General features: G+C 72.0%; 15 protein-coding genes and 1 tRNA gene. 8 read left to right on the forward strand and 8 right to left on the reverse strand.

The window, feature by feature from the left end; all coding sequences use genetic code 11:
- Positions 1-3: 3 nt before the first annotated feature.
- Together ACN263_RS28605 and ACN263_RS28610 are read left to right on the forward strand one after the other, a co-directional pair.
- Entirely contained in the window at positions 4-897 is an 894-nt protein-coding gene (locus tag ACN263_RS28605; RefSeq protein WP_422737327.1) for a metallophosphoesterase, read from the forward strand.
- 158 nt (positions 898-1,055) lie between these two features.
- Positions 1,056-1,132 (forward strand) — tRNA-Pro (locus ACN263_RS28610).
- A gap of 70 nt (positions 1,133-1,202) precedes the next feature.
- Here ACN263_RS28610 and ACN263_RS28615 read toward each other — a convergent pair.
- On the reverse strand, positions 1,203-1,676 hold the full coding sequence (locus ACN263_RS28615; protein WP_422737328.1) for a hypothetical protein: 474 nt from the start codon (positions 1,674-1,676) through the stop codon (positions 1,203-1,205).
- Positions 1,677-1,795: 119 nt separating this feature from the next.
- Between ACN263_RS28615 and ACN263_RS28620 the strand changes: the two genes are divergently transcribed.
- Complete coding sequence (locus ACN263_RS28620; protein ID WP_422737329.1) at positions 1,796-3,079, forward strand: MFS transporter; 1,284 nt, start codon at positions 1,796-1,798, stop codon at positions 3,077-3,079.
- A gap of 387 nt (positions 3,080-3,466) precedes the next feature.
- On the opposite strand, the gene ACN263_RS28625 is transcribed toward ACN263_RS28620, so the two are convergent.
- The 3 genes from ACN263_RS28625 to ACN263_RS28635 all read right to left on the reverse strand — a co-directional run bounded on the left by ACN263_RS28625 (position 3,467) and on the right by ACN263_RS28635 (position 6,912).
- Positions 3,467-5,173 (reverse strand): bifunctional metallophosphatase/5'-nucleotidase, encoded by a 1,707-nt coding sequence (locus ACN263_RS28625; RefSeq protein ID WP_422737330.1) that lies wholly within the window; start codon positions 5,171-5,173, stop codon positions 3,467-3,469.
- 294 nt (positions 5,174-5,467) lie between these two features.
- The gene (locus ACN263_RS28630) at positions 5,468-6,121 is read right to left on the reverse strand and encodes a histone deacetylase (RefSeq protein WP_422737331.1); all 654 of its coding nucleotides are present in this window, start codon (positions 6,119-6,121) and stop codon (positions 5,468-5,470) included.
- Between the two features lie 11 nt (positions 6,122-6,132).
- Positions 6,133-6,912 (reverse strand): phosphodiesterase, encoded by a 780-nt coding sequence (locus ACN263_RS28635; protein WP_422737332.1) that lies wholly within the window; start codon positions 6,910-6,912, stop codon positions 6,133-6,135.
- A gap of 164 nt (positions 6,913-7,076) precedes the next feature.
- Between ACN263_RS28635 and ACN263_RS28640 the strand changes: the two genes are divergently transcribed.
- Positions 7,077-8,486, forward strand: a complete 1,410-nt coding sequence (locus ACN263_RS28640; RefSeq protein WP_422737333.1) for a diguanylate cyclase — start codon at positions 7,077-7,079, stop codon at positions 8,484-8,486.
- Between the two features lie 161 nt (positions 8,487-8,647).
- Here ACN263_RS28640 and ACN263_RS28645 read toward each other — a convergent pair whose 3' ends face one another.
- Both ACN263_RS28645 and ACN263_RS28650 read right to left on the reverse strand, forming a co-directional pair.
- Positions 8,648-9,709 carry an aspartate-semialdehyde dehydrogenase gene (locus ACN263_RS28645; protein WP_422737334.1) on the reverse strand — a complete coding sequence of 354 codons (1,062 nt, stop codon included), beginning with the start codon at positions 9,707-9,709 and terminating at the stop codon, positions 8,648-8,650.
- Positions 9,710-9,714: 5 nt separating this feature from the next.
- A complete protein-coding gene (locus ACN263_RS28650; protein WP_354856481.1) occupies positions 9,715-10,980 on the reverse strand; it encodes an aspartate kinase in 1,266 nt (421 codons plus the stop codon).
- Between the two features lie 268 nt (positions 10,981-11,248).
- Here ACN263_RS28650 and ACN263_RS28655 point away from each other — a divergent pair, with 268 nt between their 5' ends.
- The gene (locus ACN263_RS28655) at positions 11,249-12,034 is read left to right on the forward strand and encodes a hypothetical protein (RefSeq protein WP_422737335.1); all 786 of its coding nucleotides are present in this window, start codon (positions 11,249-11,251) and stop codon (positions 12,032-12,034) included.
- An 84-nt stretch (positions 12,035-12,118) separates the two neighbouring features.
- The gene (locus tag ACN263_RS28660) at positions 12,119-12,649 is read left to right on the forward strand and encodes a nitroreductase family protein (RefSeq protein ID WP_422737336.1); all 531 of its coding nucleotides are present in this window, start codon (positions 12,119-12,121) and stop codon (positions 12,647-12,649) included.
- Between the two features lie 32 nt (positions 12,650-12,681).
- Here the strand turns inward: ACN263_RS28660 and ACN263_RS28665 are convergent, their stop codons facing one another.
- Positions 12,682-13,668: a MarR family transcriptional regulator gene (locus tag ACN263_RS28665; RefSeq protein ID WP_422737337.1), complete on the reverse strand. Its 987-nt coding sequence runs from the start codon at positions 13,666-13,668 to the stop codon at positions 12,682-12,684.
- A 78-nt stretch (positions 13,669-13,746) separates the two neighbouring features.
- Between ACN263_RS28665 and ACN263_RS28670 the strand changes: the two genes are divergently transcribed.
- Both ACN263_RS28670 and leuA read left to right on the forward strand, forming a co-directional pair.
- Positions 13,747-15,018 carry an MFS transporter gene (locus ACN263_RS28670; protein WP_422737338.1) on the forward strand — a complete coding sequence of 424 codons (1,272 nt, stop codon included), beginning with the start codon at positions 13,747-13,749 and terminating at the stop codon, positions 15,016-15,018.
- 237 nt (positions 15,019-15,255) lie between these two features.
- Positions 15,256-17,007 (forward strand): 2-isopropylmalate synthase, encoded by a 1,752-nt coding sequence (gene leuA / locus ACN263_RS28675; RefSeq protein ID WP_422737339.1) that lies wholly within the window; start codon positions 15,256-15,258, stop codon positions 17,005-17,007.
- Between the two features lie 8 nt (positions 17,008-17,015).
- On the opposite strand, the gene ACN263_RS28680 is transcribed toward leuA, so the two are convergent.
- On the reverse strand, positions 17,016-18,530 hold the full coding sequence (locus tag ACN263_RS28680; RefSeq protein ID WP_422737340.1) for an MFS transporter: 1,515 nt from the start codon (positions 18,528-18,530) through the stop codon (positions 17,016-17,018).
- Positions 18,531-18,627: the final 97 nt, after the last annotated feature.

Consider the following 18,627-nt stretch of genomic DNA (forward strand, 5'->3'; position numbering starts at 1 on the left):
GCCATGCGAAAGCGCACACTATTCCGCCTCGCCGCCGGAACCGCAGCGGTCGGAGCGACCACCCTCGCCTACGCGTCGCTCGTCGAGCGCAACCTGTTCACCCTGCGGCGGTACGACGTGCCGGTGCTGCCGGCCGACGCGGAGCCGCTGCGCGTGCTGCACCTGTCGGATCTGCACATGATGCCCAACCAGGCCCGCAAACAGCGCTGGGTGGCGTCGCTGGCCGCGCTGGACCCCGACCTGGTGGTGGTGACCGGCGACAACATGGCGCACCCCGAGGCGGTACCGGGCGTGCTGCGGGCGCTGCAACCGCTGCTGGACTATCCGGGCGCGTTCGTGTTCGGCTCCAACGACTACACCGGGCCGGTGCTGAAGAACCCGTTCACCTACTTCCGGCCCGACCGGGAGTACACCGAGGGCGTCGAGCTGCCCTACGAGGAGCTGCGCCAGGTTTTCACCGGCGCCGGCTGGGCGGACCTGAACAACGCCCGGACGAGCCTCAAGGCCGGCGGCCGGGAGCTGGACCTGGTCGGCGTCGACGATCCCCACATCGACCGGGACGACTACCCGTCCGTGTCGGGCCGGGTGGCCTCCACCGCCGACCTGTCCATCGCCGTGACGCACTCCCCCGAACCGCGGGTGCTCGACCAGATGGCCGCCGACGGCTTCGGCCTCCTGCTGGCCGGGCACACCCACGGCGGGCAGGTCTGCGTCCCCGGGTACGGGGCGCTGGTGACCAACTGCGGCCTGCCCCGCTCGATGGCGAGCGGACTGCACCGGTGGCCGGGCTCGGACTCCTGGCTGCACGTCTCCGCCGGCCTCGGCACCCACCCGACCGCCCCGATCCGCTTCGCCTGCCCACCCGAGGCGAGCATCCTCACCCTCATCCCGCGCTGAGGCTTGATCGACTCGACTTCCTGCAAACCGGCCCATCCGCCCGGGCCGGACACCGCACCTTCAAGGAAGGCGAGTCGATCGTCGTCGGGACGGGCCGGGCGGCGGGGGTACCGAGTTTGACCATCGGGGCGGGTGGGCTACTATTTGTCGGCACGCCTCGGGGTGTGGCGCAGCTTGGTAGCGCGCTTCGTTCGGGACGAAGAGGTCGTCGGTTCGAATCCGGCCACCCCGACCAGAGGTAAGAGGGCACATCCGATTGATCGGATGTGCCCTCTTCGCGTTGCCGGCCCAGGCCGGCCCGCCCGTCAGTCGTGCCGTTCGGTGCGTTCGATCTCGGCGAACGCGGCGGCCAGGTAGCCGTCCAGCGGCGCACCCGTCACCGCCAGCAGGTCGGCCACCAGCAGCGGGGCGTGCCCCGCCAGGGCGGACGCGTTCGGCGGCGCGTCGTCGCCCTCCGGGTCGTACACCCCGAGTGCGCCGGCCAGCAGGACGAGCACCACGTGCGGGTCGACCTCCGGACGCCAGCGTGTCGCGCCCTGCACGCAGCGGGTCAACACCTGGCGGACGTCGTCGCCGTCCAACCCGTCCGGGTGGCTCTCCTCCAGCAGGAGGCGGACCACCGTCCCGAGCACCAGCCCGGACCGCTCGTCGGTCGCCAGGTCGTCCACCGCCTCGTCGTACGCCTGCGCGTCGCGTTCCCGGGCGGCGGCGACGGCTGCGGTGGCGGTCACCGCGATGGCGCGGGCGGGCGCGGGGAGATGTCGCCAGGTGCTGGTCATCGGGCCAGCATCGCAGACCCGCCCGACACCGGCCGTCGCCGTGGCGTTGGTCACCGCGAGCCCGAACTCCGCCCAAAACGGTTCGCCTGACGTCACACCCAACGCACAGAATGCCGGACATGCTGCGCCGTGCTCTACCTCGCCGTCCAGAAGCCCGCCGGATCCTCGTCGGCACCGTGCTGTCGGCGATCGGGCGCGGCCTCACCCTGCCGTTCCTGTTCATCTACCTGACCGACGTACGCGGACTCACCGACGCCCGGGCCGGGCTCGTGATCGGCTGGTACGGCGCGGTCACCCTGGCCCTGTCGCCGCTGGGCGGGACGCTGATCGACCGGTTCGGCGCACGTCGGGTGGTGCTGCCGTGCCTGCTTATCGAGGCGGTCGGCACCGGTTCGCTGGCGCTTGTCGACTCGGCCGGCTCGGCCCTGCTGGTGATGACCGTGATCGCCGTCGGCAGCTCGGCGATCTGGTCCGGGCAGAACACCATCCTCGCCTCGCTGACCGACGACGGTGAGCGGCAACGCGTCTTCGGGCTGAACTTCGCCCTGCTCAACCTGGGCATCGGCATCGGTGGCATGACGTCCGGCGCGATCGTCGACACCACCCGCCTGGGCACCTTCCAGACGATCTACCTGCTGGACGCGGTGACCTACCTGCTGCCCGCGATCATCCTGCTCACCCTGCCCGGGGTGGGCCACCGGCTCGGCAGACGTGCGGGCGGCGACGAACCGTCGACCGGCGGTTACCTGACCGTGCTCCGCGACCGTCCGTTCCGACGGCTGGTGATCTTCGGCCTGATCCTCACCACCTGCGGATACGCGCAGATCGAGGTGGGCTTCGCCGCGTACGCGGTGCGGGTCGCCGAGGTGCACACCCGGGTGGTGGCGTGGGCGCTCGCCGCCAACACCGTGATGATCGTGCTCGCCCAACTGGTGGTGATCCGCCGGATCGAGGGACGCAGCCGTACCCGCGCGCTGGCCCTGGTGGGTGCCGTGTTCGCCACCGCCTGGCTGGTGCTCGGCGCGGCCGGCCTGACCAGCGGTGAGAACGCCCTGTTGGCCGCCGCGTGCGTGGTGGCCTGCTCGGCGATCTTCGGCTTCGGCGAGACGATGCTGTCACCGGTCATGCCCGCGTTGACCAACGCGCTGGCCACCGACGAGCTGCGCGGCCGGTACAACGCGATGAGTTCGATGATCTTCGGTATCAGCGGTGTCATCGGCCCGGTGACCGCCGGACCGTTGATCGGTGCCGCCGACGGGAAGGTCTGGGTGGCGACGGTGGTCGGCGGCTGCCTGGTCGCCTCCCTGGTCGCGCTCTCGCTGCGCCGGCTGCTCAGCGCCGGTCAGGACGGCCGGCTGACGCCAGTCCCCACCTCCCTCGACCCCACCCCCACCCCCGCCTGACACCCCACAAGCCCCGCGCCCGACAAGCCCGACGCGCGCGGCGCCCGACGTCCGGCGCCCCGCGTCCCGCGCCCGGCGTCCCGCGCCCGGCACCCGGCGCCCCGCGCCCCGCGCCCGGCGTCCGGGGCGCAAGATCCGCGCAAGTTCCCTGATGTTGCTGTCTCGGGGGCGCGGGAGGCAGCAACATCCCCGATGTTGCGCGGATCTTGCTCGCGGATCCGCCGATGCCGCAAGATCGCGCTCGATCCTGGATCGAGTGGCATCCGCGCGCCCGGAGGCCACTACTTCCAGGTTCGAGCGTGATCATGTGACCGCCAGCAACAGGGATGGGAACGCGTCGGGCCCCGGAGCGGGTGCTCCGGGGCCCGATCGTCGCGGGGTCGGCCGTCAGGCGGCGGGGACCTCGGCGGTGGTGCGGATGCGGTCGAGCGTCGGGGCGGAGACCGGCGACTGCGCGGTCAGGTACGCCACGAACGCGTCCAGGTCGATCTGGCCGGTGACCTGGTTGGTGCCGCCGGTGAGGGCGCTGAAGCCGTCGCCGCCGCCGGCCAGGAAGTTGTTCACCGTCACCCGGTAGGTGGCGGCGGTGTCGACGGCGGTGCCACCGATGGTGAGGCTGCCCCGGACCACGCGGGTGCCGGCGCACGGGTCGGCTGCGGTGCCGGTGGTGCCGGCCGGGTCGACCACGTAGCCGACGGTCGACGACGGGTACAGCGTCCGGCCGGTGACGAACTGCTGCTCCAGTACGCAGTAGAGCTGCGCACCGATCAGGTCGAGGGTCACCAGGTTGTTGGCGAACGGCTGCACCGTGAACGCCTCCTCGTAGGTGACCGGCCCGGCGTTGAGGTCGGCCCGGACACCGCCCGGGTTCATGAAGGCGGCCACCGCGTTCTGTTCGTCGTCGGTGGCGGCGAGCTGCGCGTCGGCGATCAGGTTGCCCAGCGGGGATTCACCAAGGGTCGTACCGAAGAGGGTTTCCTGGGTCTTGGTGATGGCCTCGGTGGTCTCGCCGACCTGGCGGTCGGCGACCGGGCCGAGCACGGTCTTGTAGCGGTCGATCAGGGCCGTCTGCTTCGGGTCCTTGGCGACGTCCCGGGTGACGACGACGTTGTTCGCGGCGGCGGAGACCACGTCACCGCTGCGGCGGTCGATCTTCAGGTCGATGTCGGTGACCAGGCGGCCGAACGAGCTGGCGCTGGTGACCAGCTTGCCGTTGATGTTGCAGTTGTACGCCTGGTGGGTGTGGCCGCTGACCACCACGTCGATCGACGGGTCCATCCGGTTGGCGATGTCCACGATGGGCCCGGTCATGCCGACGCAGTCGTTGATGCCGCCGGTCGCCGCCTGGGCGCCGCCCTCGTGCAGCAGCACGACGATGGCCTGTACGCCCTTGTGGCGCAACTCGCGGGCGTACCGGTTGGCGGTCTCCGCCTCGTCGGTGAAGGTGAGGCCGGCGACGCCCTGCTGGCTGACGATCTGCGGGGTGCCCTCCAGGGTCATCCCGATGAAGCCGACCTTGACGCCCTGCACCTTGTGGATCGCGTACGGCGCCATCAGCGGCTTGCCGGTCGCCGTCTTGAAGGCGTTGGCGGAGAGGTACTTGAAGCCCGCGCCCCGGTAGGGGGTGCCGTCGGCGCAGCCGTCCACCGGGTGGCAGCCGCCGTTCTGGATACGCAGCAGCTCGGCGGCGCCCTCGTCGAACTCGTGGTTGCCGACGCTGGCGTAGTCGAGACCGGCCATGCTCAGGGCCTCGATGGTCGGCTCGTCGTGGAACGCGGCGGAGAGCAGCGGGGACGCGCCGATCAGGTCGCCGGCGGCGACGGTGATGGTGTTCTTCTTCTTGGCGGCGGCGCGCAGCTCGGCCAGGTGGGTCGCAAGGTATTCGACACCGCCCGCGGTCTGCCCGGCGATGGTGCCGCTGGAGCCGCTCGGGGGTTCGAGGTTGCCGTGGAAGTCGTTGAGTGCCAGCAGGGTGACGTCGACCGGCTTCGGTCGCGCGTCTGCCTGCTCGGGGGTGGTGGCGACCGCGCCGAGCGCTGCCACCGCGAGCGCGGTCAGGCCGACAGCGGCCCGGCGCATCCCGGGAATGGACATGAAACTCCTCGTGAGAATCGGCGTACGGTGCCCGGCCTGTGGGTCGGCCGGGCCGCCGACCGACACCGTCGGAAGGGTCGGTCGCGGATAGGCGGCCGGTCGGGGATCGCCGCCCGCTCCGACAGCCTCTCATCCGGACGCCGGTCGGTCGAGTCGAGCAGACGGATCGCAACCGACGCGTCGGGAAGCCCGCCGGAGCTGCGCATACGCCCGTACTCGCCGCACGGCGACCGGCCGAACGGTCGATGACCGGTCGCGGAACATCGTCGATCCGATCGTCCAGAGAGGACGGGATCACCCGGTCCCGACGAGTGCCTCGGCGACCAGGGTCGTGACCCTGTCGCGCTTCCAACCGTCGATCACCCCGGGACGCCGCGCCAGGTAGTCGGCGATCCGTTCGGCCGGCCAGCCGTGCGACTCGTGCAGCCCTCGGGCGATCATGCCCAGGTAGGCCGGTGCCGGCGGCCGGTGCGGCACCGCGGACGCCGGTTCGGGTGCGGTGAAGGTGAGCATCGGCACGCCGGCACGGCGACCGGGGCAGACCAGGGTCTCGTAGCGGCCCGGGCCGAGCGTCGCCCGCCCGTGGGCGACGGCAGCGTCGATGGCCCCGCTTGTCCCGGGGAGCAGGTCGTCGGTGTCGCCCGTCGGGCGGTACATCTCCTGGGCGGCGATGTCGGTGAACTGCTCGACGGTCACCAGGTAGGCCCGCGCGGCGGCCGCGCCCGGCAGCTCCGGGTCGTAGAACGCCATACCGCCGGTCCACGCGCCGGACTCGCCGGCGAAGTAGATCCCGCCGGGCATCCACACCGGCGCCGATCGGCTCGGTGGGCGGTTGTCGCGGCAACCCGGGTACGTCCGCCGACCGCCGGGTGGGCAGCCACCGCCGATGTACCAGGCGAGCCGGGCGGCGTGCAAGTTCGACCCGTACGCGACGTACCAGACGAGCACGGCGACGGCCTTCAGAAGCCGCAGGTCTGCCCGGCCGAGTGGCTGACCTGCACGGTGTGCGTCACGCAGCCGTCCGGCCCGATCCGGTGCAGCAGGAACGCGGTCGGCTCGGCGACCCAGCCGATCACCTCGTCCGTGGCCATGGTGAGCGTGCTCTGCTTCCAGGTGCTGGGCGCCACGGTGAGGACCGTGCCCGCGTACCCCGTGGTCACCGTGCGGTGCAGGTGCCCGGCGGCGACCCGCACGACGTGCCGGTGCCGGCCGATCACCTCGGCCAGCGCGGGCCCGTCGGCGAGGCGGATGGCGTCCGCCGCGGGGATGCCGACCGCGACCGGCGGGTGGTGCAGACAGAGGATGGCGGGCACCTCCGGCCGGCCCGCGAGGACCCCGTCGAGCCAGCCGAGCTGTTCCTCGCCGAGTTGGCCCGCGTCGCTGCCCGGGACGAGGGAGTCGAGCACCACGATGGTCGCCGCCTCGTGGTCGACGTGGTAGTAGGCGGAGAAACCGCCGCCGAGCCAGGGCGTGCCGCCGAACGCGTCGAGCAGCGACTCGCGGTCGTCGTGGTTGCCGGTGGCCAGGTAGATCGGCAGTGGGAACCGCCCGATCAGTTCGCGCAGCGCCGCGTACTCGTCCGGTCGGCCGTGGTCGGCCAGGTCGCCGGTGATGACCACGCAGTCCGGTCGCGGGCGCAGGGCGAGCACCCGGCCGAGCGCCCGGTGCAGCCCGGCGGCGGGCTCGGCGGCGAGCAGCCCGGTGGTCAGGTGCGGGTCGCTGATCTGCGCGATGATCACGTGGCTGCCTCCTCCGCACCGGGACCTCCACGCTATCGTCCGCCGCCACTTCCCACAGGCCCGTCCACAGCCTGTGGATAGCACATGTGTACGAAGCTCGAAGCCCACTCCACGAACGTGAGTACGCTTGCTCCAGCCCCTTCCCTACCTGGAACGACGTGCGAGTGGATCATCAGCGAGTCATCCGTGACGTCACCGTCCGCCTGTCGATGGCGTCCAGCGCGCCGGAAGCCTGTCGGTGGACGGTCAGCGCACTGTCCCACCACACCCCGGCCACCATCTCGGTGCTGCTCGAGGCCCACGACCGGCTGCGCTGCGTGGCGGCGACCGGCGCGTGGCAGGTCTTCGCGACCGTACCGGCGCGTACCGGGATCGTCGGCCGGGTGTACGCCAGCGGCACCGCCGCCGTGATCCCGGACGTCGCCGTCGACCCGGACTACCTCCCGGTACGCCCCGACGTGACGACCGAACTGTGCGTTCCGGTATGCGACCCGGGCGGTCGGGTGATCGGCGTCCTGGACCTGCAGTGGACTGACCCGGTCGACCTGCGGCCGTGGCGGGAGACCGCGCAGCGGCTGGCGACCCGGCTCGGCGCACGGATCGCCGCCGTGGGTGGCCCGCCGTCCGAGAGCCGCAGCGAGAAGCTGCTCCGGCACGCCGCGGCGCTGTCCGCCGCCCCGACCGAGGCGGCCGTGGTCAGCGCGGCGACCGAGGCCGCCCGGGAGGTGTCCACCCTCTCCACCGCCGTGCTGCTGATCGGTGGTCAGCTCGGCGCGTCCCCGGCGACGCCGGGTGACCTGGAGACCCGGATCCGGACCGAACTGGCCGGCGCGGGCCCGGCCGCCCTGGACCGGATGGTCGAGCGGGCCCACCGGTACGGCGCCGGATACACGCTGGGCGAGGCCGGGCACCCGCCGACCGAGGACTACCGACCGTTGACCCGGGCGGGGGTACGCACGCTGGTCGCCGTACCGGTCGGGCCGGCGGACGCAGGCGGGGTGCTGCTGGTCGCCGACGAGCGCGCACTGCACCCGGACCCCACCACGGTCAGCCTGATGGAGTTGCTCGCCGGGCAGGCGTGGACCAGCCTGGACCGGCTGCGTACCCTCGCCCGGCTGCGGGAGCAGGCCAGCTCGGACCCGCTCACCGGACTGCGGCACACCGGCCCGTTCGGGCAGCGGATCGCGGCGGCCACCCCGGGGCGTACCGCCCTGCTGGCGATCGACGTGGACGGCTTCAAGACGGTCAACGACACATACGGGCACCAGGCCGGCGATCAGGTACTGGTCGGATTGGCCCGGGCACTGGAGGGCGCGCTGCGGCACGGCGACGAGCTGTACCGGATCGGCGGTGACGAGTTCGTCGCGGTGATCGAGGTGAGCCGCCCCGAGGAGGCGGTCCGGATCGCCGAACGGTTGGCCGAGGCGGCCCGCCGCACCGGCCGCACCATCAGCGTGGGCGTCGCGCTGCCGAGACCAGGCGAAACCCCCGACCGCACCCTCAAGAGAGCCGACCAGGCCCTCTACGCAGTAAAACGCCAAGGCCGAGACGGAGTCCACCTGGCGGCGGCCTAACCCCGCGCCCCCGCGCCCGCGCCCTCACGCCCTCACGATCCGCCGATCTTGCACTTTCGGTCGTCGTTTTGTCACCTTCGCACCTTATGCGGCGACAGAAAGTGCAAGATCGGCGCGCGCGAAGGGGGCGGCGCGCGAAGGGGGGAGAGGGGCGGGGCGGGTTAGGGGGTGCGGAACTCTTTGGCTAGGAGTTCGGCTATCTGGGCTGTGTTGAGGGCTGCGCCCTTGCGGAGGTTGTCGCCGGTGACGAAGAAGTCCAGGGCGCGCGGGTCGTCCAGGGCGCGGCGGATCCGGCCGACCCAGGACGGGTCGGTGCCGACGGCGTCGATCGGCATCGGGAACTCGCCCGCGGCCGGGTCGTCGACCAGGATCACGCCGGGCGCGTTGCGCAGCGCCTCGCGGGCGCCCTCGGCGTCGACCTCGGTGGCGAAGACCGCGTGCACGGCGACCGAGTGGGCAGTGACCACCGGCACCCGGACGCAGGTGGCGGACACCTTCAGGTCGGGCAGACCGAGGATCTTCCGCGACTCGTTGCGGATCTCCATCTCCTCCGACGACCAGCCGGCGTCGGCCGACGAGCCCGCCCAGGGCACCACGTTGAGCGCCAGTGGCGCCGGGAACGGGCCGAGGTCGTCGCCGACCGCCTGGCGGACGTCACCGGTACGCGAGCCGAGCGCCCGGTCCCCGGCGACCTTGGCGAGCTGGTCGTGCAGGATGTCCACGCCGGCCTGACCGGCGCCGGAGACCGCCTGGTAGGAGGCGAGCACCAGCTCCCGCAGGCCGTACTCGCGGTGCAGCGGAGCGACTGCGATGATCATCGCGAGGGTGGTGCAGTTGGCGTTGGCGATGATGCCCCGGGGCCGGTTGCGGACCTGCTCGGGGTTGATCTCCGGGACGACGAGCGGGACGTCCCGGTCCATCCGGAAGGCACCGGAGTTGTCCACCGCGATGGCGCCCCGCTCGACGGCGATCGGCGCCCACTCGGCGGAGACCGCGTCCGGCACGTCGAACATGGCCACGTCGACCCCGTCGAACGCCTCCGGGGTCAACGCCTGAACGACGATCTCCTCGCCCCGGCAGCGCACCCGCTTGCCGACCGACCGCTCGGAGGCGATGAGCCGGATCTCGCCCCAGACGTTGCGACGCCCGGTGAGCAGCTCGCACATCACGGTGCCGACGGCACCTGTCGCTCCGACCACGGCGAGGGTGGGCAGCGCCGTCATCGGCGCTACCTACCCGTCCCGGCGTAGACCACGGCTTCGGTGTCGCCGCCCAGCTCGAACTGGTCGTGGATGGCGCGTACCGCGGCGTCGAGGTCGGTGTCCCGGCAGACCACGGAGACCCGGATCTCGGAGGTGGAGATCATCTCGATGTTGACCCCGGCCGCGCCGAGCGCGGCGAAGAAGCCGGCGGCCACGCCGGGGTGCGAGCGCATGCCGGCGCCGATCAGCGACACCTTGCCGACGTGGTCGTCGTAGAGCAGGCCCTTGAACTTGACCGGCTCCTGGATCTTGCTGAGCGCGGCCATCGCGGTCGGGCCGTCGGCCTTGGGCAGGGTGAACGAGATGTCCGTGCGGCCGGTGCCCTCGGTGGAGACGTTCTGCACGATCATGTCGATGTTGATCTCGGCGCCGGCGACGGTGTCGAAGATCCGTGCGGCGGCACCCGGCTCGTCGGGCACCCCGACAATCGTGATCTTGGCCTCGCTGCGGTCGTGCGCGACCCCGGTGATCAGTGCCTGCTCCACGGAAAGGTCCTCCATCGATCCGGTGACCATCGTGCCGGTGTTGGTCGAGTATGACGAACGGACGTGGATCGGCAACCCCGCCCGGCGGGCGTACTCCACGCTACGCAGGTGCAGCACCTTCGCGCCGCACGCGGCCAGCTCGAGCATCTCCTCGTACGTGATGTCCTTGATGTGCCGGGCGTTGGGCACGATCCGCGGGTCGGCGGTGAAGATGCCGTCCACGTCGGTGTAGATCTCGCAGACGTCGGCGTGCAGGGCGGCGGCGAGCGCCACGGCGGTGGTGTCCGAACCGCCCCGACCCAGCGTGGTGACGTCCTTGGTGTCCTGCGAGACGCCCTGGAAGCCGGCCACGATGACCACCGAACCCTCGTCGAGCGCGCCCTTGAGCCGCCCCGGGGTGACGTCGATGATCCGGGCGCGGCCGTGCACCGACGTGGTGATCACGCCGGCCTGCGAGCCGGTGAACGAGCGGGCCTCGTACCCCAGGTTGTGGATGGCCATGGCCAGCAGGGCCATGGAGATCCGCTCCCCGGCGGTGAGCAGCATGTCCAGCTCGCGGCCCGGCGGCAGCGGGCTGACCTGGTTGGCCAGGTCGAGCAGCTCGTCGGTGGTGTCCCCCATCGCGGAGACCACCACCACCACGTCGTCGCCGGCCTTGCGGGCGGCGACGATGCGCTCGGCCACCCGCTTGATCCGCTCGGCGTTGGCGACGGAGGACCCGCCGTACTTCTGCACCACGAGTGCCACGACGGTGCACTCCCTCCCAGCGACCCTGAGCGTGCCGACGCCGCCGGAACCGGGGCCGGCGGCGCGTGTCAAACCCCTTGAGGGTATCCGGCGGGTCACGGCGGCGGGTCGGGTGATCCCACCATCCGGCCCGCGCGGCCGCCCGGCCGACGCGGTCGGCCAGGTCCGCGAGGGGCCGAGGGTACGCGGACAAGCCGCCCCGACACGCCGGGAGGCGACCGCTGTGCGCCGTTGCCCACCGGCGCTCCGCACCCACCAGAATGGGCCGGTGCCCGTCCTCAACCGTCCGTCCGGCCGCCTGCTCGGACTGCTCGTTCTCGCCCTGCCGGCAGCCCTGGTCGCCTGCGACAGCGCCCCGCCCCCGTCCCCGCCGCCGGCCGATCCCGGGCCGGTCCAGGTGGACGGCGCCCGGGACGAGCTGGCCGCCCTGGCCGCCGCCGCGCAGGATCGCCACCTGGTGGCGCAGTACGTGTTCGGCCGGAGCGGCCAAGCCGACCGCACCATCGTGTTCACCAGCGCGAACGACGGCAGTTGGCGGGTCGACGTACCGGGTGGGGCGCTCGGCGGCACCGCCGACGTCTCGCTGGCCGCCACGGCCGACGGCCTGTTCCAGTGCGCACTGCCCTCGACGGGCCACCCGGAGCCGGCGCGGTGCGTACGCCTCGGCGAGCGCGACGACGCCATTCCACGCAAGCTGGACCCCCGGATCCAGCACCCGCTCACCGACTGGTTGGACGTGCTGACCGACCGGCGCGCGCCGCTCGCGGTGGCCGTGGCGGCCACGCCCAAGGGCCTCACCGGCGCCTGTTACTCGGTCGACTCCACGTCCGCCTCGCTGAACGCGCCGCTGGACGTCGGCATCTACTGCTTCGATCCGGACGGCACGCCGACCGGGGTCCGGACCGGGGCGGGGACGCTCCGGCTGGCCGCCCCGCCGGGCGCGGCACCCCCCACGGTGCAGTTGGCCGGCCCGGTGGTGGACGGAGAGCCGCTCGGCACGGCGGCGCCGCCGACTTCCGACCCGTCGATCAGCCCGAGCGCGGGAACGTCCTGATCTTCGTACCGTTACGGGTGCTCTTGCCCACATTCGGACAGCCCACTTTCCCCCGAAAAAGCCCCATAGGGGACGATCGCCGTCATGGCTGACCTGACCCCGCTCCTCGCCTTCCGCTGGAGTCCCAGGGCCTTCGACCCGAGCGCCACCCTGACGTCGGCGGAGGCGGCTTCGCTGCTGGAGGCCGCGCGGTGGGCACCGTCGACGGACAACGGGCAGCCCTGGCGGTTCGCCCTCGGGCACCGCGACGACGAGAACTTCAAGCGCATCCTGATCAACCTCCCGGACGACGACCAGTGCTGGGCCCGACACGCCGCGACCCTGGTCGTCGGCGCGCACACCGGCGGCGACGCCGAGCGGGCCGCGTACGACCTCGGTCAGGCCATCGCCCACCTGACCCTCCAGGCCACCGCCCTCGGCCTGCACGTCCGCCAGCTCACCCGGTTCGACCGGGCGGGCCTCGCCACCGAACTCGACCTGCCCGGCGGCATCCGACCGCTGGTGGTCGCCGCGGTCGGGCGACTCGGCGACCCGTTCGCCCTGCCGGCCGAGCTGCGCGCCAGCGAGACCGGCCTACGGCACCGCCGCCCGGTCGCCGAGCTGTTGCTCGCCTGAGAACGTCGCCCAGCTGTTGCTGGCCTGAGAACTCAGCCGCCCCGGCTGGCGCGCAGCAGCACCGCCGCCGCGTCGGTGTTGCGGTAGAGGACGTGCCGGCCCTGTCGAGCGCGGTCGACCAGGCCGGCGGCGTGCAGCGCGGTCAGGTGCGCCGAGACGTTCCCGGCCGACATCCCGGTACGCCGGGCCAGATCGGTGGTGGTGGTCGCCGTGTCGAGCAGGTACAGCAGCGCCGCCCGGCCGGAGCCGACCACCCGGGCCAGCGGGTCGCCCGGTGGCGGCGCGGCCGTCTCCCAAAGCGTCCCGACCGCCCGGACCGGGTACGCGCCGACCGGCAGCGAATCCTCCAGCAGGTTCCACAGCACCCGGTGTTCGCTGAACACCGTCGGGTTCAGTGCCAACCCACGGTCCCGCAGGTCGAAGTCCCGCCCGAACGGGTCGTCGCTGATCACCCGGTCCCCGTGCCAGCGCAGGCTCGGGTGGAGCTGCTCGAAGAACCGACCGGCGCCGTTCTCGGCGAGCTGGGCGGCGCGGTAGGCCACGTCGGCGTCGAGCAGCGCCCGCATCCGCGGCCAGTCCGGGGCGATCGCCTCGTCGTACCAGACCCGCACCGCGTCGACGAGCTGCGGCAACAGCCCACGGGGGTCGGCGAGCAGCGCCTGCCCGAACGGGCTCAGCGGCCGGCGTGGGGTGGTCGCCAGCAGGTCCTGGACCACCACGGCCGGCGGTGTCGCGGCGATCTGGTCGAGCTGTTCGGCCATCTCCACGTTCGGTCGGGCCGCCGGGGTGAGGAAGTCGGGCAGCCAGCAACGCGGCCGGGCCAGCTCCACCAGCGGTCGGACCCGGGCGGCCACCTCGGGGCGACGCATCGTCACCCGGGCGCGGTCGATCCAGGGCAGGTGCACCGCGTGGTAGACGGGGCTGGCCAGCGCCCACATGCTCATCACCGTCTCGTTGACCGGTGACACGGCGAGCCGCACTCCCGCCACGTCGGCCAGGCTGAACCGCAACTCGGACACACACACCCCCGGGAGCAGGATTCGGTCCAGCCTAAAAGGCTCGACCGATCTCGTGGGGGGACGGTTCACTTCCCCGCCATGGGGGCCAGAGAGAGCATTCGTACCGCTGTCGAGAACGTCGTACCGCCGGCCGGGTTGACCCGCGCGCTGGCCGTGCAGGCCATGGTCTACGCCGTGGGCAGCGGCCTGTTCCACGCCGGCAGCGCCGTCTTCTTCACCCGGGCGCTGGGGCTCAGCGCCGCCCAGGTCGGCCTGGGCCTGTCCATCTCGGCGGGGGTGTCGTTGCTGGGCACCGTGCCGCTGGGCGGCCTCACCGACCGGTACGGGCCGCAGCGGGTGTGGGTGGTCGGACTGGTGCTGGAGGCGGCGCTCTTCGCGTCGTACCCGTTCGTGGGCGGCTTCGCGGGCTTCCTCGCCGTGGTGGTGGCGCTGGCGGCGGTATACGCGTCGACGGGCGTGGCCCGGCAGGTCTACTCGATCAACGCGCTCCCGCCCGCCGAACGGGTCACCGCGATGGCGTACCAGCGGTCGTCGTTGAACGTCGGCTTCGGGCTGGGCGCGGTGATCAGCGGCCTGGTGCTGGCCGTGGACACGATCGAGGCGTACCGGGCGATGGTCTGGTTCATCTCGGCGGTCTTCCTGATCACGGCCCTGTTCGTCCGGCGACTGCCCCGGCTGCCGCAGGTCACCCGACCCGAGGAGCCGATGAGCCGGCTCGCCGTGCTGCGGGACCGCCCGTTCATGGTGGTGTCCCTGCTCTCCGGGTTGCTCACCGCGCACCAGACGCTCTACCTGACGGTGCTGCCGCTCTGGATCCTCACCCACACCGACGCCCCGAAGACGCTGATCGCCGCCCTGGTGCTGCTCAACACGATCCTGATCGTGCTCCTCCAGGTACGCGTCAGCCGGGGCACCGACACCGCCTCGGGCGCGGCCCGGGCCTCCCGCCGCGGTGGCCTGCTGATCGCCCTGTCCTGCCTGGTCCTGCCGATCTCCGGGCTCACCCGGGGCCCGCTCACCGTCGTGGTGCTGGTGGCCGGCGCACTACTGCTGATCCTCGCCGAACTGATCGACTCGGCAGGCACCTGGGGGCTCGTCGCCGCCCTGCCGCCGGCCGCCCAGCGGGGCGCGTACGTGGGGGCGTTCGAGCTCGGCAGACAGGTGCAGTACCTGATCGCCCCGGCCGGGTTGACCGCGCTCGCCATCAGCACCGGCGGCTGGGGCTGGTTACCGACGGCAGCGATCTTCGCGCTGCTCGCGGCGGCGATCGTGCCCGCCGTGGGCTGGACCGAACGGACGCCGAGGCTGGGTTCCCAGGCCCCGGAGCCGACGATGACATTGATCCCATAGTCCGGACCAGCCTTTGCAGCCCTCGTTCCATCACGTAGGGTGACCTGGTCATGTGGCAGGCGCTTCTCCTCCTTAGCCGCCGCGACGAGGCCTGACCGGCCGGCACCTCGTCGCGGAGTCGCATCGCGCCGTCCAGCACATCTGAGTTTCCCCTCGGCACCGCCGCGCATCGTCGCCCGGCAATCCGCCGACACCTTCCGATCTGCTGACGCCACATGTTCCAGGGAGCACTCCGAGATGGCTCAACCTGTCACCGACGCCGAATCCGATCCGATCGCCCGGCAACGCCCCAGCCGGATGCCGTACCACCGCTACCAGCCCTACCAGGAGCAGTTCCGGGTCGACCTGCCGGACCGCACCTGGCCCACCCGTACCGTCGACGCCGCCCCGCGCTGGTGCGCGGTGGACCTGCGCGACGGCAACCAGGCGCTGATCGACCCGATGTCGCCCGAGCGCAAGCGGCGGATGTTCCAGCTGCTGGTGCAGATGGGCTACAAGGAGATCGAGGTCGGCTTCCCGTCGGCCAGCCAGACCGACTTCGACTTCGTCCGGCAGCTCATCGAGCAGGACATGATCCCGGACGACGTCACCATCCAGGTGCTCACGCAGTGCCGGGAGCACCTGATCGACCGGACGTTCGAGTCGCTGCGCGGCGCCAAGCGCGCGATCGTGCACTTCTACAACTCGACCTCGACCCTCCAGCGGCGGGTGGTCTTCGGCCTGGACCGCGACGGCATCGCCGACATCGCCACCACCGGCGCGCGGCTCTGCCAGAAGTACGCGGAGATCCACACCCCGGACACCGAGATCTTCTACGAGTACTCGCCGGAGTCGTACACGGGCACCGAGCTGGAGTACGCGCTGGAGGTGTGCAGCAAGGTCATCGACGTGATCGACCCGACGCCCGACCGTCCGCTGATCATCAACCTGCCGGCCACCGTCGAGATGGCCACCCCGAACGTGTACGCCGACTCGATCGAGTGGATGCACCGGCACCTGCCGCGCCGCGACAGCGTGGTGCTGAGCCTGCACCCGCACAACGACAGGGGCACCGGCGTGGCCGCCGCCGAGCTGGGCCTGCTGGCCGGTGCCGACCGCATCGAGGGATGCCTGTTCGGCAACGGCGAGCGCACCGGGAACGTCGACCTGGTGACGCTGGGGCTGAACATCTTCTCCCAGGGCATCGACCCGATGATCGACTTCTCGAACATCGACGAGATCCGCCGGGCCGTCGAGTACTGCAACCAACTGCCGGTGCACGAGCGCCACCCGTACGCGGGCGACCTGGTCTACACCGCCTTCTCCGGCTCCCACCAGGACGCCATCAAGAAGGGCTTCGACGCCCTGGCCGCCGACGCGAAGGCCGCCGGCGTACCGGTGGACGAGCACACCTGGGCGGTGCCGTACCTGCCGATCGACCCGAAGGACCTGGGCCGCACCTACGAGGCGGTCATCCGGGTCAACTCGCAGTCCGGCAAGGGCGGCGTCGCGTACATCATGAAGAGCGAGCACCAGCTCGACCTGCCTCGCCGGCTCCAGATCGAGTTCTCCGGCGTGGTGCAGCAGGTCACCGACCACGACGGCGGCGAGGTCGACCCGGCCGCCATGTGGGAGATCTTCGCGACGCACTACCTGTTGGACCACCAGCCCGACCCGGCGGTCCGGTTCGCCGGCTACACGATCGGCACCGCCGACGGCAAGGTCGAGATCGACGCCCAGGTGGGCGTGGGCGGCGAGCAGCGGTCCCTCGCCGCGGTCGGCAACGGTCCCATCGACGCGTACGTCAACGCGCTCCAGTCGATCGGCGTGGGCGTACGGGTGCTCGACTACCACGAGCACGCGCTCTCCTCCGGCGGTGACGCGCAGGCCGCCGCGTACGTGGAGTGCGAGGTGGACGGTCGGACGGTCTGGGGTGTCGGCACCGACGCCAACATCGTGACCGCCTCGATCAAGGCGGTCACCAGCGCGGTCAACCGCGCCCGCCGCTGACCCACGCGTCACGCCCCCGAAGGGCGGTTCTCCTTCGGGGGCGTGGCAGCGGGCATCGAGTGGCAGGGCTGCGACGGCGGTGCCTCGCGGGGTGGCCGGTGCACCAGCACGAGGGCCAGCACCGCGCCGGCCAGCAGCAGCCCCGCGCACCAGGCCAGCGCCCCCCGGAACGCGTCGGTCAATTCGGCCTTCTGCTCGTAGCCGCCGCCGGACAGCCCCACCAGCAGCGGCAGCGCGGCCACCGCCAGCAGGCTGCCGGCCCGGGACGCGGCGTTGTTGAAGCCGCTGGCGACCCCGGAGAACCGGTCCTGCACCGCCGCGAGCACCGACGCGGTCAGCGGCGCCACCACCAGGGTCAGTCCGAGGCCGAAGAGCAGCACTCCGGGCAACACGTCGGTCCAGTAGGACGCGCCGGGGCCGACCCCGCGCAGCAGCAGCAGGCCGACGGCGGCGATCACCGGCCCGACGGCCAACGGCAGCCGGGGACCGATCCGGGCCGACATCGCACCGGCCCGCGCCGAGCCGACGAGCAGCAGCACCGTCATCGGCAGCAGCGCGATCCCGGTCCGGAACGCCGACCACTCGACGACGTTCTGCAGATAGACGGCGAAGAAGAAGGTGAATCCGCCCAGCGCCGCGTAGACCACCACGGTGAAGACGTTCAGGACGGAGAAGAGCCGGCTGCTGAACAGGCCGGTGGGCAGCATCGCGGTGTCCCCGCGCCGCCGTTCGAGCAGCACGAAGGCCACCGTCGCCACCACACCGACAAGCGCGGCGATCAGCACCGGCGTCGAGGCGAAACCCCGCGCGGGCGCGTCGATCAGGGCGTACGTGATGCCGGCGAGCGCCAGCGCGCCGAGCACCGCCCCACCCACGTCGAAGTGGCGGCGGGCACGGTCCGGCCCGTGGGTGCGGGAGGCGTTCTCGTCGCGGCTCTCCGGCACCCAGCGCATGGCGGCCAGCACCACCAGTACGGCGATCGGCAGGTTGAGGAAGAAGATCCACCGCCAGGAGAGCGTGTCGATCAACCAGCCGCCGAGAAACGGGCCCAACGCCGTGGACACTCCGGACAGTCCGGCCCACGCGCCGATCGCCCGGCCCCGGTCGTCGGGGTGGAAGCTGGCCTGGAGCACCGAGAGCGAACCGGGCGTGAGCAGCGCTCCGCCCGCGCCCTGCACGATCCGGGCCACGATCAGGGTGCCGGTGCCCTGGGCCAGCCCGCACAGCACCGACGCGACGGTGAACCAGACCACTCCGATGAGGAACACCCGCCGCCGGCCGAAGCGGTCCCCGAGTGAGCCGCCGAGCAGGACGAACGCCGCGAGCGTCAACAGGTACCCGTTGATGGTCCACTGCAGATCGGCGACGTTGGCCCCGAGATCCTGACCGAGTTTCGGCAGCGCCACGTTGACGACCGTGGTGTCCAGGAAGACCATGCCGGAGGCGAGCACCGCGGCGAGCAGGGTTCCCCGGCCGGCGGCGGTGCCCATCCGCAGTGCGGGTGGCGGTACGGAGGCGGTCATCCCACCAATCTTGCTTGCACATTGTGGGAGACGCCACGAAACGCCGAAACCGTGCCCGGGTACTGTGCGCAAGCGCCGGGAGCCCGCAAGCTGGAGA

Source organism: Micromonospora sp. WMMD729, assembly GCF_049315225.1.
Taxonomy (GTDB): Bacteria; Actinomycetota; Actinomycetes; order Mycobacteriales; family Micromonosporaceae; genus Micromonospora.